The sequence below is a fragment of the Streptomyces sp. BYX5S genome (genome assembly GCF_054724165.1).
The window spans coordinates 7,949,967-7,962,986 of record NZ_CM138829.1 but is presented as its reverse complement, the minus strand read 5'-3'; the positions used below and the strand labels follow the sequence as shown (position 1 = coordinate 7,962,986).

The window sequence follows — 13,020 nt, the reverse complement described above, 5'->3', positions numbered from 1 at the left end:
TCCCCTTTACCGTCGGATGCCGGTGGCGAACGGCAGGGTGTTCACGAACGCCCGGTGGTGCTCTCGGTCGCACCACTCCAACTTCAGATAGGACTTGCCGGCGGATGCACGGATCGTGCGCTTGTCGCGGGCGAGCGAGTCCGGATTGCGGGAGGAGACCGTGATGTAGCCGACGAGGTTGACGCCCGCGGCGCCGCTCGCGAGGTCCTCGCCGCGCTGGTCGAGACGGCCGTGGGCGGCGATGTCGCGGGGGTCGACGGTCCGGTTCATCTTCGCCTGCCGGCTCGCCTCCGCCTCGTCGTTCGTCTTCTCCGTCAGCATCCGCTCGATGGCGACCTCCGTCGGCTCCAGGTCCATGGTCACGGCGACGGTGCGGATCACGTCCGGGGTGTGGACGAGGAGCGGCGCCAGGAAGTTGACGCCCACCGGGGTCATCGGCCACTCCTTCACCCACGCCGTGGCGTGGCACCAGGGCGCGCGGGTCGTCGACTCGCGCGTCTTGGCCTGGAGGTACGTCGGCTCCATGGCGTCGAGCTCGGCGGGCCAGGCGTTGCGCTTCGACATCGCCTGGATGTGGTCGATGGGGTGGTCGGGGTCGTACATGGAGTGGATGAGCGACGCGAGGCGGCCCTGCCCGAGCGGCTGCCGCACGCGGATGTCCGCCTCCTGCAACCGCGAGCAGATGTCGGTCAGTTCACGCGCCATGACGACGGCGAGCCCCGCGTCCCGGTCGATCTTCTTGCCGCCCTTGGGGCGGGTGGCGCGGGCCATCGCGTTGGCCTCGGCGGCCAGGTCGCGCGTGTAGTGCATGCAGGCCACGAGGTACGCGCGGTGCTGCTCGCTGCTCGTCGACACCATCGACTGGAGCTGGTCGTACGACTTCTGGAGCCAGCCGAGCGAACGGTCGTCGCCGCGGACCGCGACGTCCTTGGCGTGCGCGTCGGGGTCGGCGGGCAGGGTGCGGGCCAGCATCTGGAGCCGCGTCACGAAGCCGTCGCCGTTCGCGACGTGCTTGAGCAGCGTCCCGAACCGGTCGACGAGCGCCTCCTGGTCCTCCGAGTCGCGCAGCCCGACGCCGGGCCCCTCGATCTCGATGGCGGCGGTCACGGTGCGCCGGTCGGCGTGCAGCAGCACACAGATCTCGTCGGGCCCGAACGGCGCGGCGAGCCAGGTCAGCCGGCCGATGCCGGGCGGCGGCCCGATCTCGACCTCCCGCCCGTCGAGCCGGGTGCCGGCCTCCATGCTGCGCGAACGGTAGGTGGTGCCGCGCTTGAGCTGCCGCTTGTAACTGCGGTTGATCTCGAACCACCGGTAGAACGTGCGGTTCTTGTACGGGACGTAGACCGCGGCCAGCGCGATCATCGGGAAGCCCGTGAGCAGCACGATGCGCAGTGAGAGGACGGGGACGAGTAGTCCGCACATCATGCCGAGGAACGCGCCCACGACGATCACGGCGATCTCGCCGGACTCACGATTCTTGCCGACGATCGCGTTCGGCCGCGCGCGGCCGATCAGATATGTACGGCGGGGCGTGACCGGAGGGGACACGTGGGACTGGGTCGTCAACGCCCTGCACCTCCTTGCCAGTTGCCGTTCTTGCCGGTGTTACCGCTCTTGCTCCCGCGGTCGTTGCTCGCGTGCGGGGTGTTCGTGGGACTCGTACGGGGCGGGGGTGCGGCGGAGGGGACAGTTCCGCCGCCGCCCCCGGCCGCGCCGTGCCGCGTGCCGTGCGCGGCCACACCGCCGGACGCGGGGTTCGCGGGGCGGGCCTGGGACGCGCCGCCGCCACCCGAACCGCCGCTGTCCTGGCGGGCGCTGTGGGTCTTGATGCCTTGCGAGACGAGCGCGGCGGGGGAACTGATCACCGCGGCGGCCTTGCCCTCGGCCCCCTGCATGAGCCGGTTCTTGCGTACGTTGGCCATCTCGTCGCCGAAGCCCGGCACGAAGCGGTAGATCATGCCGCTCGCGAAGATGGCGAGCAGCACGATGGCGAGGCCGGAGACCACCGCGGCGAGCGCGTCCGGGCCGTCGTCGCTGGAGGACAGCGCACCGGCGAGGCCCAGCACGATCACGATGACCGGCTTCACGAGGATGACCGCGACCATGATGCCGACCCAGCGGCGGACATGGCCCCACAGGTTCTTGTCGACGAGCCCGGCGTACACGACGACGCCGAGCAGCGCGCCCACGTACAGCAGCACGGCGCGCAGGTAGAGCTCCAGGTAGAGCACGCCCGCCGCGACGATCGACACCAGCGAGACGACGATCAGCATGATGGGACCGCCGCCGATCCCGTCACCCTTCTTGAGCGCCTCGGAGAACGTCCCGAAGAACGCGTCCGTCTGGTTGCCGGTGGCCTTGGCGAGGATGTCGGACACCCCGTCCGCCGCGGAGACCACCGTGTAGAGGATCAGCGGGGTGAACGCCGACGCGAGCACGGTGAGCCACAGGAAGCCCACGGCCTCCGAGATCGCGGTCATCAGCGGTACGCCGCGCACGGCGCGCTTGGCCACGGCGAGCAGCCACAGCACGAGCGTGAGGATCGTCGAGGCGGCGAACACCACGGCGTACTGCTGGAGGAACTTCGGGTTGGTGAAGTCGACGTTGGCCGTCTTCTGCACGGCGTCGCTGAGCTGGTCGACGGTCCAGGACGCGGCGTCGGCGCAGCCCTTGGCGAGGCTGGAGAGGGGGTCGAGGGGGTTGGTGACGTCGCTGGTGCCGCCGCCTCCCGTGCTGCCGCCCGAGCCCCCGTTGTCCTCGCCGCGCTCGCAGATCTCCCTGGCGCGTCCGACGATCAGGTCGCAGCGGCCGTCGTCCGGCTCGGGATCCGCGAAGGCGCGGGTGGCCGTGAGCACGGCCGCGGCCTGGAGACCGGCGACGAGGCCGGTGAGCCGCAGCGCACGGCGTGGGTTACCGGGCATACGAGAACCCTCCGTACTCCTCGATGGCCTTGCTGATGTCGTCGGAGGTGGAGGCGCGGTCGTCGCCGGGGACCGGCGTGGGGCCGTTCTTCTGCGAGTCCGAGGTGATCTTCCAGTCGCCGTCGGTCCACTGGAGCTGGAAGGTCCAGGTCTGCCACGACGTGGTGACCGGGTTGGTCGAGCTGGTGCCGGCGATGCCGAGGAGCCCCATGTACCAGACCGACACCTTGGCGGAGTCGTCCTCGTACCGGAGCGTCTTCGTGCCGACGGGCAGGGAGCGGGAGACGAAGGTGCTGCCCTTCGGGGCGTTCCCGTCCGCGTCGAGGCCCACCTTGCTCAGGAACGCGGTGGAGTACGCCTTGTCCATCGGGCCCTTGAGCTTCGCGGCGGCCGCCGGCGTGTAGAGCTCGTCCACGATGTCGTGCCGCCGGTCGGCGTTGAACATGCCGTCGCCGCCGAGCCGCACCGCATAATTCGCGGCAGCCGACTGCGCCCCCTGCTCGTCGTGGGCGAAGCCGGAGGCCACCGGTTTCGTGCCGGACGGGGCCGTGGGGGCCGCGTCCGCCTTCGACCCGGAGGGGCCCGCGTCGCCTGAGGAACCGTCACCTCCACGGTTCGCGAACGCGATCGCGGCGACCAGGAGCACCACCACGCCGATCACCATCACCAGTGACCGGGACGGTGAGCGGCTCGGTCTGCGGGCGCCGCCATAGCCGTCGGGACCCTCCGGGAGCCGCGTCCGGGTCTGCCCGGTACCCCCGTAGAGGTCGTCGTCGTGCCGACCGTCCGGACTCATAGCGCGCACGCCCCCTCAACCTTTCGCCGATCCACCGCATACGACGGTAGCCGTGCTGGTTTCCGCGCGGGCGCGGTGTGGTGACTCGACATCAGGGAGACGCAACCTCAGCCGGGAGCTAGACGGCCATGCCGTACACGATGGTGAAGAGCGTGCCTAGGGAGCCGATGATGAAAACGCCGGTCAGGCCCGCGATGATCAGGCCCTTGCCCTGTTCGGCGCTGAAGGTGTCGCGCAGGGCGGTCGCCCCGATCCGTTGCTTGGCGGCGCCCCAGATCGCGATGCCGAGACAGAGCAGGATGGCCACGGCCATCACCACCTCGATCATCACGCGTGCCTCGTTGCCCAGGCTCCCGAACGGGCCCCAGTCCGGGGCGATCCCGCCGATGATGGTCGTGATGTCGCCCTTTTCGGCTGCCAGCAGCATGTGTAACTCACCGCCCCATGTGGGTAGTTCTGTCGCCTCTGACGCAGCGCAGAGGTCAGACCCATTCTTGCCCAGATTGGCTCCGATGCCTGCACACTTGGCGCCATTCCTTGGCCGAGTTCCTACGCTCCCATGGCTGAGGGACCGCCCCGAGAGGCGGTTCCGGATGCGAAGGAACGTATGGTCACTCTGTGTATCACGCCTGGTCACGCCGGGCAATGAAGGCTCATCGCGGAGAGATCGCGGATACTTCGGGGCGGTCGCCGACAGCGAGGTGTGTCCGCCCGTAAACTGAGCGCTTGTGTGTCCGGCCGGCGGTCGCGGCCGGACTTCCCTGTGCGGAAGGGCGGTTGACGGTGCGTAAGGCGTGGATGCTCGCGGGTTCTGCCGTCGCCGGGGGCACCGGGTTCGTGGCGCTGCTCGTCTTCGGGACGTACATGGCGGCCGGGAGCCTGAGCAACGGGGTGGGGCAGGGGGCCGTGGGGCTCGCCAAGGGGGCCGTGCCCGCCGCGTACCAGTCGCTCGTGCAGAAGTGGGGCAATCTGTGCCCCGCGATCAATCCGGCGCTGCTCGCCGCGCAGCTCTACCAGGAGAGCGGGTTCAACCCGCAGGCCAAGTCGCCGGCGAAGGCGTACGGGATCGCCCAGTTCATCGAGGGCACCTGGGCCGCGCACGGCGTGGACGGGGACGGGGACGGGGACCGGGACATCTGGGACCCCAACGACGCGATCCCGTCGGCGGCCTCCTACGACTGCAAGCTCGCCTCGTACGTGAAGGACGCGCCCGGCGACAAGACGGAGAACATGCTCGCCGCCTACAACGCGGGCTCGTACGCCGTCATCAAGTACGGGGGCGTGCCGCCGTACCGCGAGACGCAGAACTACGTGAAGGTCATCACGACGCTGGAGAAGTCCTTCGCCAGGCCGGTCGGCCGCGTGGCGCCCTCGCAGCAGGCCGCCGCCGCGATCACCTTCGCGCAGAAGAAGCTCGGCACGCCCTATCTGTGGGGCGGCAACGGCACGCCGGAGCAAGATGGCCGATTTGATTGCTCGGGGCTGACCAAGGCGGCGTACGAGACGGTGGGGATCGAGCTGCCGCGTGTGGCCAACGACCAGTACAACGCGGGGCCGCATCCGAAGCGGGACGAGCTGCTGCCCGGGGACCTCGTGTTCTTCTCCGACGACCTCACCAACAGCCGGGCCATCCGCCACGTGGGCCTTTACGTGGGCGGCGGATACATGATCAACGCGCCGCGGACCGGCGCGGTCATCCGCTTCGACCCCATCGACACTCCCGACTACTTCGGGGCGACGCGGGTCACGGAAGAGGGCGCGAAGGCGCTTCCGACCGCTTCGCCGGAGGTCTGAGTCCGGCCGGGCGCGGCGCGGGTTGGCTGGAACTCTCTGTTATTCCGTGGCCCTGAGCTGCGGGTTTGTATTTCTCTTCGATAACGTCTGGGTGATCGTTCGGTGGATTGTGGAACGTAGAAGGCGAGGGCGTGCGTTCCTCTACCTGAACCGAAAACAACCACGGGGGTGGCTGAAGACGAAGGGGCCGCTGAACTATGGCTGGACTCGTGGCACTCGAAGCGCCCGCGACATCCGGATCCAACCCCGACGTCTCGCTGCTCTACGACATCAACGGCCTGGCGGACGACGCTCCGCGCTGGTTCGACCGGACCATGGGGTTCGTCGGCGAGTACGGGATCCTGCTGGCTCTCGTGCTGGTCGTGGTGTGGTGCTGGTGGGGTGCGCGCAAGCGCGGCTCGCTGGACGACGCGGCGTCCTCCGTGGCGGCCGTCGTGTGGGCGCCGCTCGCGGCCGGGGTCGCGGTGCTGGTCAACGTGCCGATCCGGTCGTTCGTGGAGCGGCCGCGGCCCTTCATGGACCACGACGGGCTCGAGGTCCTGGTCAAGGGCAAGACGGACTTCTCGTTCGTGAGTGATCACGCGACGCTGGCGATGGCCATCGGGGCGGGGCTCTTCATCGCGCATCGCAGGCTCGGGCTCGCCGCGATCGGGCTGGCCGTGCTGGAGGGCTTCTGCCGGGTGTTCATGGGCGTGCACTACCCGACCGACGTGATCGGCGGGTTCGCCCTCGGGACGGCCGTCGCGCTGCTGCTGTCGCCGTTGGCGTCCGCCCTGCTGACACCGCTCGCGCGGGCCGTCGGGCGGTCGTCCTCGCGGTTCGTCTCCCGCCTGGTCTGGGACCCGAAGCGGGTCGCCTCCGCGGTCGACTTCCCCGAGGCGCGGGGCGCCGCCGAGGCGGCGGGCGAGCGGGACTTGGCGGCGTAGCCGCTTTCCGCATGGTGAGCCCCTGCGGCGATTGAGCAGCGGGGTCCGGGGCGGAGCCCCCGGTGCGTAAGCCGGGGTGCGTCACAGGGACTGCGGGAAGGTGAAGAGGCCGGTGGGGTCGTACGTGCGCTTCAGCTTCGTGAGGCGGGGACCGGCCGCACCGTAGTAGGCACGCTTCCAGTCCTTCAGGGCCGGATCCGCGTAGTTCTGGTACGCCGCCCCGGAAGCGTACGGACGCATCGAGGCGTGGGCGTCCGCCAGCCACCCCCGCGCCGCGGAGCCCGACGACCCCGCCCGCCACGACGCGATGTACTGCGCGAGCATCCGGGAGCGCCGGTGCACGAACGCCGTCGCCGTCGGGTCCACGCGGTTGATGGCGCCGCCGAGCGCCGTCAGCGCCACCGAACCCGCGCCGGACGTCACGTTCTCCAGCTGCTTCAGGAGCGTCCGCACCCCCGCGTCGGAGAGGTTCCGGTCGAAGAAGTCGGAGGCCGCCGCGTACGTCTCCCGCTGCAACGCCCCCGCCGCGTCACGGCCGGGCGTCGCGCCGGGCAGGTGGCACTGGGCGTCGTCCGTGAAGGACGAGCAGCCCGCGTACACCTCCATCGACTCCTCGTACGAGCGTCGCTTGAGGGAGACCGAGGACGCCGGGCCGGGGCCGCCGGGGCCGTCCGCGAGGCGGTCCACCGCGTTCTGCAACTCCGTGTACGAGCCGAGGGAGAACGCCGCGACCGAGACCGTCGGACCGCCCCCCGCCGCCCCCGCGATGTGCAGCGACGACCAGATCTCGTCCGCCTGGTCGGGGCCCCACTTCTGCCACGCCCGCAGCACCGTCACCGCCTTCGACCACGGCCAGGACATGTACGCGGACACCCCCTGCGGCGCCGGGTGGGTCTTGAAGCGCAGCTCCGTCACGACACCGAACTGCCCGTTCCCCGCGCCCCGCAGCGCCCAGAAGAGGTCCTTGTGCGACGACGCGCTCGCCGTGATCTCCTTGCCGTCGGCGGTGATCAGCGTCGCCTGCGTCAGGCTGTCGCACGTGAGGCCGTACGCCCGCGACACCACCCCGTGGCCGCCGCCGAGCGTGAGGCCGGAGACGCCGACCGTGGGGCAGGAGCCCGCCGGGATCGTGACGCCCTTGTCCGCCAACGCCCGGTAGACGTCGATGAGTTTCGCGCCGGCGCCGACCACCGCCCCGCTCCCCGACGCGCGGATCGACTTCATGCGGGAGACGTCGAGTATCAGGTGGCCGTCGCCGGAGGACCAGCCCGCGTACGAGTGCCCGCCGTTGCGTATCGACAGCGGCACCTTGCGCGCGCGGGCGTACGCGAGGGTCGTACGGATGTCGTCGGGCCCCGCGACGTACGCGACGGCGCTCGGCTTCAGCGCGTCGAAACGGGTGTTGTAGAGCTGGCGGGCGGCCGCCCAGGACGACTGCCCGGGGCGTATGAGGGAGCCGTCGAGGTCCTTGGCGAGCCCGGCGAGATCCGCCGCCGCCCGTACCGTGCTGGACGCGCTCGCGCCGGTGGAGCGCACCGGGGCCGAGGACGAGGCGGACGACGCCGAGCCCTCGCCCGCCGAGCAGGCACTCACCGCGCCCGCCGTCAGTGCCACGGCCGAAGCCGTGATGAACGTACGCCGTTCCATGCCGCCATCTCCCTCGGCCGCCTGTCGCTTCCCGAGGTACGAGACGTCTTCCGGGAGCCGGGGGTTCCGTCAGCCGGCCGTGCCGAGGTGGTCCTCCGCGTCCGAACGGGCCTTGCTGCGCGCCCTTCTGGCGGGTCCCCGCCAGCCGCAGGTGCAGCGGGCCAGGCAGAAACGTCCCTGTTCAACGATGGTGGTCGTGTGCGACTGCTGCTGTTGTGCCACGCGGCCACCGTAGCGACCCCATGTAAACCCCCCGTTCGCGTGACGGTCGACCCTACTCGTCGTTAACCCCGACGACAGGGGGCCGCACACCCACGGACAGGCATGGGGGTCAGACCAGCGATGGTGGGGCAGCAGCACGGGAGCCCGGCGGCTTCGGTACGGGCGGCGGTGGCGACCGTCGCGGTGGTCGGCGTGGTGGCGGGCACCGGCGGATGCGGCGGCGGCGCCGAGGCCGGGGACCGGAACGCGGATCCGACGCAGACCGTGCGCCAGGCGGCCGACCGCCTGGTGCGCGAGGGCAGTTCCTTCGCGCGGACGTCGATGGAGATGGCCAGCGGCGGCACCCGCGTCACCATCCACGGCGACGGCGTCTACGACTACCGCGAGGGCCTCGGCGAGCTGCGGGTGCGGCTGCCGCAGGACGCGGCGGGCGCCGAGGAGCACCGGCCGATCACCGAACTGCTCGCGCCCGGCGCCCTCTACATGAAGAACAGGGGCGCCGGAGTGCCCGCCGACAAGTGGGTGCGCGTCGACACCACCACGTTGACGGACGGGAACCTGGTCACCGGCGGCGCCACCGACCCGCTCGCGGCGGCCGAACTGCTGCGCGGGGCGCGCGGCGTGACGGAGGCGGGCGAGGCGGAGCTCTCCGGCGTGCCCACCCGGCACTACAAGGGGACCGTGGACCTGGGCGTCGCCGCGAAGGCCGCGTCGGCGGTGCACAAGGAGGCGTTCGCGGCGGCGGCGAAAGGGTTCCGCACGGTGCGGGTGCCGTTCGACGTGTACCTCGACGACGAGGGCCTGATCCGCAAGGTCACGCACCGGTTCAGCTTCGCCAACGGCAGGCCGACCGAGGACGTCGCCGTGGCGTCGACCACGCTCTACCGGGAGTTCGGCAAGCCCGTGAAGGTGCGACTTCCGGCCAAGAAGGACATCTACGCGGGGAAGATCGCCGAGCCCGGACCGTAGTCCCCGCACGCCCGGGACCGCCCGGAACGGCTTTCGGACGTAGGCCTCTCGGGGGCCGGAAATGGTTCTTCCGTGCCATGCGCGGGGCGTGAGCCGGTCCCTACTCTAGGAAGTCGGCCATCGGCTGGTGGTCGTGCGGCAGGGAAGAGGTGATGTACGTGGCTCCCGTGGGTGGTACGGCGGTTCAGGACCGCGTCGCCCTCGCCGAGATCGAGCTGTGCGGTGAGTTGATCATCGCGGCGTCCGCCGTCACCGAGGGGCGGCTCAGCGTGGACCGGATCGACGAGGTGCTGCGGGTCGCCGAGGTTTCCCCGGGCTCCGGGAGCAGGGCGGACCTCGGGCCCGGCGGACCGGGCGACGGCCGGGACCGTCGGATCTGAAGCGCGAGAACGCGGAACGCGAGAACGCGGAACGCGAGAACGCGGAACGCGAGAACGCGGAACGCGAGAACGCGAAAAGGTGGGCGCCGGATCCGGCGCCCACCTTTTCGCGTGCGGGCTCACCCGCCGATGTCGGTCACGTCACGTGCGCAGCAGCCGCGCGATCGCCTTCGTGGCCTCTTCGACCTTCTCGTCGATCTCGGAGCCGCCCTTGAGCGCGGCGTCGGCGACGCAGTGCCGCAGGTGCTCCTCCAGGAGCTGGAGCGCGAACGACTGGAGCCCCTTCGTGGAGGCCGACACCTGCGTGAGTATGTCGATGCAGTAGACGTCCTCGTCCACCATCCGTTGCAGGCCCCGGATCTGACCCTCGATCCGGCGCAGCCGCTTGAGGTGCTCTTCCTTCTGATGGTGGTAACCGTGGATGCCACGGTCGTGGTCGGTCACGATCTCGGCCTCGTCCGGCACAGCCGGCTGTTCCGTCTGCGTCGCGTCCGTCGTCATCGCGTCCGTCCTCCCGTGGTCTCCTATACCCCCTGTGGGTATATGGTACCGGATTTTCCTGGGATCCTGCCGGTTCGTACCGGCTCGACCGGACCCCGTGCTGATCACTGTGCCTGATGGGCGACACTGGGGAGACGCCGGTTAGCCGTGGCCGGATGATGCGCCTAGCATCAGCCTGACCCAATCCAGAGCACCCCGAGGACCCCACGTGCGCTTTCGTCTGACCCCCAGGGAGACGAGCTTCTACGACATGTTCGCCGCATCCGCGGACAACATCGTCACGGGCTCGAAGCTCCTGATGGAACTGCTCGGGGCGGATTCCTCCGCCCGAGCCGAGATCGCGGAGCGGATGCGGGCAGCCGAACACGCCGGTGACGACGCCACCCACGCGATCTTCCACCAGCTGAACTCCTCGTTCATCACGCCGTTCGACCGCGAGGACATCTACAACCTCGCGTCGTCCCTCGACGACATCATGGACTTCATGGAGGAGGCCGTCGACCTGGTCGTTCTGTACCAGGTCGAGGAGCTCCCGAAGGGCGTCGAGCAGCAGATCGAGGTCCTGTCGCGCGCTGCCGAGCTGACCGCCGAGGCCATGCCCAACCTGCGCACGATGGACAACCTCACCGAGTACTGGATCGAGGTCAACCGTCTGGAGAACCAGGCCGACCAGATCCACCGCAAGCTGCTCGCGACGCTCTTCAACGGCAAGTACGACGCCATTGAGGTCCTGAAGCTGAAGCAGATCGTCGATGTGCTGGAAGAGGCGGCCGACGCCTTCGAGCACGTGGCCAACACGGTGGAGACCATCGCCGTGAAGGAGTCCTGAGGCCGGCTCATGGACACCTTCTCCCTGATCGTGACGATCGGCGTCGCGCTTGGATTCACGTACACGAACGGTTTCCACGACTCCGCGAACGCCATCGCCACTTCCGTCTCCACGCGCGCGCTGACGCCCCGTGCGGCGCTCGCCATGGCCGCCGTCATGAACCTCGCCGGGGCCTTCCTCGGCAGCGGGGTCGCCAAGACGGTGAGTGAGGGCATCATCGCCACGCCCGTCGGCGACAAGGGCATGGGCATTCTGTTCGCCGCCCTGGCCGGCGCGATCGTGTGGAACCTCATCACCTGGTACTTCGGCCTTCCCTCCTCCTCCTCGCACGCCCTCTTCGGCGGAATGGTCGGTGCCGCCCTCGCGGGTGGGACCACCGTCTACTGGTCCGGGGTGTGGGAGAAGATCGTCATCCCGATGTTCACGTCCCCGGTGATCGGCCTCGTCGCCGGTTATCTCGTGATGTGCGTGATCATGTGGATCTTCCGGCGGTCCAACCCGCACAAGGCCAAGCGCGGCTTCCGTATCGCGCAGACCGTCTCGGCGGCCGGCATGGCGCTCGGGCACGGCCTGCAGGACGCGCAGAAGACCATGGGCATCGTGGTCATGGCGCTCGTCATCGGCGGTCACGAGACCTTCGAGGACCCGATCCCGGTGTGGGTCAAGATCGTGTGTGCGGTGATGCTGTCCGCCGGTACGTACGCCGGTGGGTGGCGGATCATGCGGACGCTCGGGCGCAAGATCATCGAGCTGGATCCGCCGCAGGGGTTCGCCGCCGAGACGACGGGTGCGTCGATCATGTTCGGGTCGGCGTTCCTGTTCCACGCGCCGATCTCGACGACGCATGTGATCACGTCGGCGATCATGGGTGTGGGCGCCACGAAGCGGGTCAACGCCGTGCGGTGGGGCGTCGCCAAGAACATCATCCTCGGGTGGTTCATCACGATGCCGGCCGCGGCGTTGGTCGCTGCCGCTTCGTACGGGGTGGTGTGGTTGGCCTTCGGCTAGGCCGTGTTGCCGGTGGCGGTCGTTGCCGGGGTGCGGTCCCTCGTGGCTGGGGTTGCGCAGTTCCCCGCGCCCCCAAGATGGTCACCCGAACCGCGCCCACCCGCAGAGTTCGCGGCCCCGTCCGTAGCAGTGAAAAGGCCCGCCCCCCTTGGAGGGGGCGGGCCTTTTCTTGGCCCCGTGGTGGCACCGCCATGCAGCACCACGGGGGGATCGGATGTCAGCCGAAGCGGCCGGAGATGTAGTCCTCGGTGGCCTGGACGGACGGGTTGGAGAAGATGCGCTCCGTCTCGTCGATCTCGATGAGCTTGCCGGGCTGGCCGACCGCCGCGAGGTTGAAGAAGGCGGTACGGTCCGAGACGCGGGCCGCCTGCTGCATGTTGTGCGTCACGATGACGATCGTGAAGCGCTCCTTCAGCTCGCCGATCAGGTCCTCGATCGCGAGGGTCGAGATGGGGTCCAGGGCGGAGCAGGGCTCGTCCATGAGGAGGACCTGGGGCTCGACCGCGATGGCGCGGGCGATGCACAGGCGCTGCTGCTGACCGCCGGAGAGACCGGAACCCGGCTTGTTGAGGCGGTCCTTGACCTCGTTCCAGAGGTTCGCGCCCTTGAGCGACTTCTCGACGATGTCGGCCAGTTCCGACTTCTTGTAGTTGCCGTTGAGCTTCAGGCCCGCCGCCACGTTGTCGAAGATCGACATCGTGGGGAACGGGTTGGGGCGCTGGAACACCATGCCGATGGTGCGGCGCACGGCGACCGGGTCGACGTGGGAGCCGTACAGGTCCTCGTCGTCCAGGAGCACCTTGCCCTCGACGCGGCCGCCGGGGGTGACCTCGTGCATCCGGTTGAGGGTGCGCAGGAAGGTCGACTTGCCGCAGCCGGAGGGGCCGATGAAGGCCGTCACCGAACGGGGCTCGACGGTCATCGAGATGTCTTCGATCGCCTTGTGGGCGCTGTAGTAGGCGGTGAGTCCGCTTACGTCGATTCGCTTGGCCATGATGGTTACTTCACTTCCGGTACGTCGCTGAGT

At 69.6% G+C, this 13,020-nt stretch carries 14 protein-coding genes; 6 read left to right on the top strand and 8 right to left on the bottom strand.

Going from position 1 to position 13,020, the window contains the following annotated elements; all coding sequences use genetic code 11:
- Positions 1-6: 6 nt before the first annotated feature.
- The 4 genes from ACYBSK_RS36000 to ACYBSK_RS35985 form a co-directional block, all read right to left on the bottom strand.
- Positions 7-1,566, bottom strand: coding sequence for an SCO6880 family protein (locus ACYBSK_RS36000; protein ID WP_457481440.1), 1,560 nt, complete (start codon positions 1,564-1,566; stop codon positions 7-9).
- Complete coding sequence (locus ACYBSK_RS35995; protein WP_457481439.1) at positions 1,563-2,921, bottom strand: hypothetical protein; 1,359 nt, start codon at positions 2,919-2,921, stop codon at positions 1,563-1,565. The genes ACYBSK_RS36000 and ACYBSK_RS35995 overlap by 4 nt, the downstream gene beginning before the upstream one ends.
- The gene (locus tag ACYBSK_RS35990) at positions 2,911-3,717 is read right to left on the bottom strand and encodes a hypothetical protein (protein WP_457481969.1); all 807 of its coding nucleotides are present in this window, start codon (positions 3,715-3,717) and stop codon (positions 2,911-2,913) included. Before ACYBSK_RS35990 ends, ACYBSK_RS35995 begins: the two co-directional genes overlap by 11 nt.
- Before the next feature lie 118 nt (positions 3,718-3,835).
- Positions 3,836-4,144 carry a hypothetical protein gene (locus ACYBSK_RS35985; RefSeq protein ID WP_018527881.1) on the bottom strand — a complete coding sequence of 103 codons (309 nt, stop codon included), beginning with the start codon at positions 4,142-4,144 and terminating at the stop codon, positions 3,836-3,838.
- A 356-nt stretch (positions 4,145-4,500) separates the two neighbouring features.
- On the opposite strand from ACYBSK_RS35985, the gene ACYBSK_RS35980 reads away from it, so the two are divergent.
- Together ACYBSK_RS35980 and ACYBSK_RS35975 are read left to right on the top strand one after the other, a co-directional pair.
- Positions 4,501-5,511 carry a C40 family peptidase gene (locus ACYBSK_RS35980; RefSeq protein WP_457481968.1) on the top strand — a complete coding sequence of 337 codons (1,011 nt, stop codon included), beginning with the start codon at positions 4,501-4,503 and terminating at the stop codon, positions 5,509-5,511.
- Between the two features lie 197 nt (positions 5,512-5,708).
- Positions 5,709-6,437 (top strand): phosphatase PAP2 family protein, encoded by a 729-nt coding sequence (locus tag ACYBSK_RS35975; protein ID WP_457481438.1) that lies wholly within the window; start codon positions 5,709-5,711, stop codon positions 6,435-6,437.
- 81 nt (positions 6,438-6,518) lie between these two features.
- On the opposite strand, the gene ACYBSK_RS35970 is transcribed toward ACYBSK_RS35975, so the two are convergent.
- Together ACYBSK_RS35970 and ACYBSK_RS35965 are read right to left on the bottom strand one after the other, a co-directional pair.
- Positions 6,519-8,084 (bottom strand): FAD-binding oxidoreductase, encoded by a 1,566-nt coding sequence (locus ACYBSK_RS35970; protein WP_460244592.1) that lies wholly within the window; start codon positions 8,082-8,084, stop codon positions 6,519-6,521.
- A gap of 69 nt (positions 8,085-8,153) precedes the next feature.
- Entirely contained in the window at positions 8,154-8,306 is a 153-nt protein-coding gene (locus tag ACYBSK_RS35965; RefSeq protein ID WP_457481436.1) for a hypothetical protein, read from the bottom strand.
- A gap of 120 nt (positions 8,307-8,426) precedes the next feature.
- Between ACYBSK_RS35965 and ACYBSK_RS35960 the strand changes: the two genes are divergently transcribed.
- Positions 8,427-9,275: a hypothetical protein gene (locus tag ACYBSK_RS35960; protein WP_460247165.1), complete on the top strand. Its 849-nt coding sequence runs from the start codon at positions 8,427-8,429 to the stop codon at positions 9,273-9,275.
- Between the two features lie 152 nt (positions 9,276-9,427).
- On the top strand, positions 9,428-9,655 hold the full coding sequence (locus ACYBSK_RS35955) for a hypothetical protein (RefSeq protein WP_457481435.1): 228 nt from the start codon (positions 9,428-9,430) through the stop codon (positions 9,653-9,655).
- Positions 9,656-9,796: 141 nt separating this feature from the next.
- Here the strand turns inward: ACYBSK_RS35955 and ACYBSK_RS35950 are convergent, their stop codons facing one another.
- Positions 9,797-10,156, bottom strand: a complete 360-nt coding sequence (locus ACYBSK_RS35950; protein WP_457481434.1) for a metal-sensitive transcriptional regulator — start codon at positions 10,154-10,156, stop codon at positions 9,797-9,799.
- 208 nt (positions 10,157-10,364) lie between these two features.
- On the opposite strand from ACYBSK_RS35950, the gene ACYBSK_RS35945 reads away from it, so the two are divergent.
- Positions 10,365-10,985 carry a DUF47 domain-containing protein gene (locus ACYBSK_RS35945; protein WP_356375837.1) on the top strand — a complete coding sequence of 207 codons (621 nt, stop codon included), beginning with the start codon at positions 10,365-10,367 and terminating at the stop codon, positions 10,983-10,985.
- A 9-nt stretch (positions 10,986-10,994) separates the two neighbouring features.
- Positions 10,995-11,993, top strand: coding sequence for an inorganic phosphate transporter (locus tag ACYBSK_RS35940; RefSeq protein ID WP_457481433.1), 999 nt, complete (start codon positions 10,995-10,997; stop codon positions 11,991-11,993).
- A gap of 217 nt (positions 11,994-12,210) precedes the next feature.
- On the opposite strand, the gene pstB is transcribed toward ACYBSK_RS35940, so the two are convergent.
- Complete coding sequence (gene pstB / locus ACYBSK_RS35935; RefSeq protein ID WP_460244591.1) at positions 12,211-12,987, bottom strand: phosphate ABC transporter ATP-binding protein PstB; 777 nt, start codon at positions 12,985-12,987, stop codon at positions 12,211-12,213.
- Between the last annotated feature and the right edge of the window lie 33 nt (positions 12,988-13,020).

Excerpts from the sequence above, each read along its gene's own strand:
- ACYBSK_RS35995 (WP_457481439.1), bottom strand. The coding sequence starts at position 2,921 with ATGCCCGGTAACCCACGCCGTGCGCTGCGGCTCACCGGCCTCGTCGCC.
- ACYBSK_RS35990 (WP_457481969.1), bottom strand. The coding sequence starts at position 3,717 with ATGAGTCCGGACGGTCGGCACGACGACGACCTCTACGGGGGTACCGGG.
- ACYBSK_RS35985 (WP_018527881.1), bottom strand. The coding sequence starts at position 4,144 with ATGCTGCTGGCAGCCGAAAAGGGCGACATCACGACCATCATCGGCGGG.
- ACYBSK_RS35975 (WP_457481438.1), top strand. The coding sequence starts at position 5,709 with ATGGCTGGACTCGTGGCACTCGAAGCGCCCGCGACATCCGGATCCAAC.
- ACYBSK_RS35970 (WP_460244592.1), bottom strand. The coding sequence starts at position 8,084 with ATGGAACGGCGTACGTTCATCACGGCTTCGGCCGTGGCACTGACGGCG.
- ACYBSK_RS35960 (WP_460247165.1), top strand. The coding sequence starts at position 8,427 with ATGGTGGGGCAGCAGCACGGGAGCCCGGCGGCTTCGGTACGGGCGGCG.
- ACYBSK_RS35955 (WP_457481435.1), top strand. The coding sequence starts at position 9,428 with ATGTACGTGGCTCCCGTGGGTGGTACGGCGGTTCAGGACCGCGTCGCC.
- ACYBSK_RS35950 (WP_457481434.1), bottom strand. The coding sequence starts at position 10,156 with ATGACGACGGACGCGACGCAGACGGAACAGCCGGCTGTGCCGGACGAG.
- ACYBSK_RS35940 (WP_457481433.1), top strand. The coding sequence starts at position 10,995 with ATGGACACCTTCTCCCTGATCGTGACGATCGGCGTCGCGCTTGGATTC.
- pstB (WP_460244591.1), bottom strand. The coding sequence starts at position 12,987 with ATGGCCAAGCGAATCGACGTAAGCGGACTCACCGCCTACTACAGCGCC.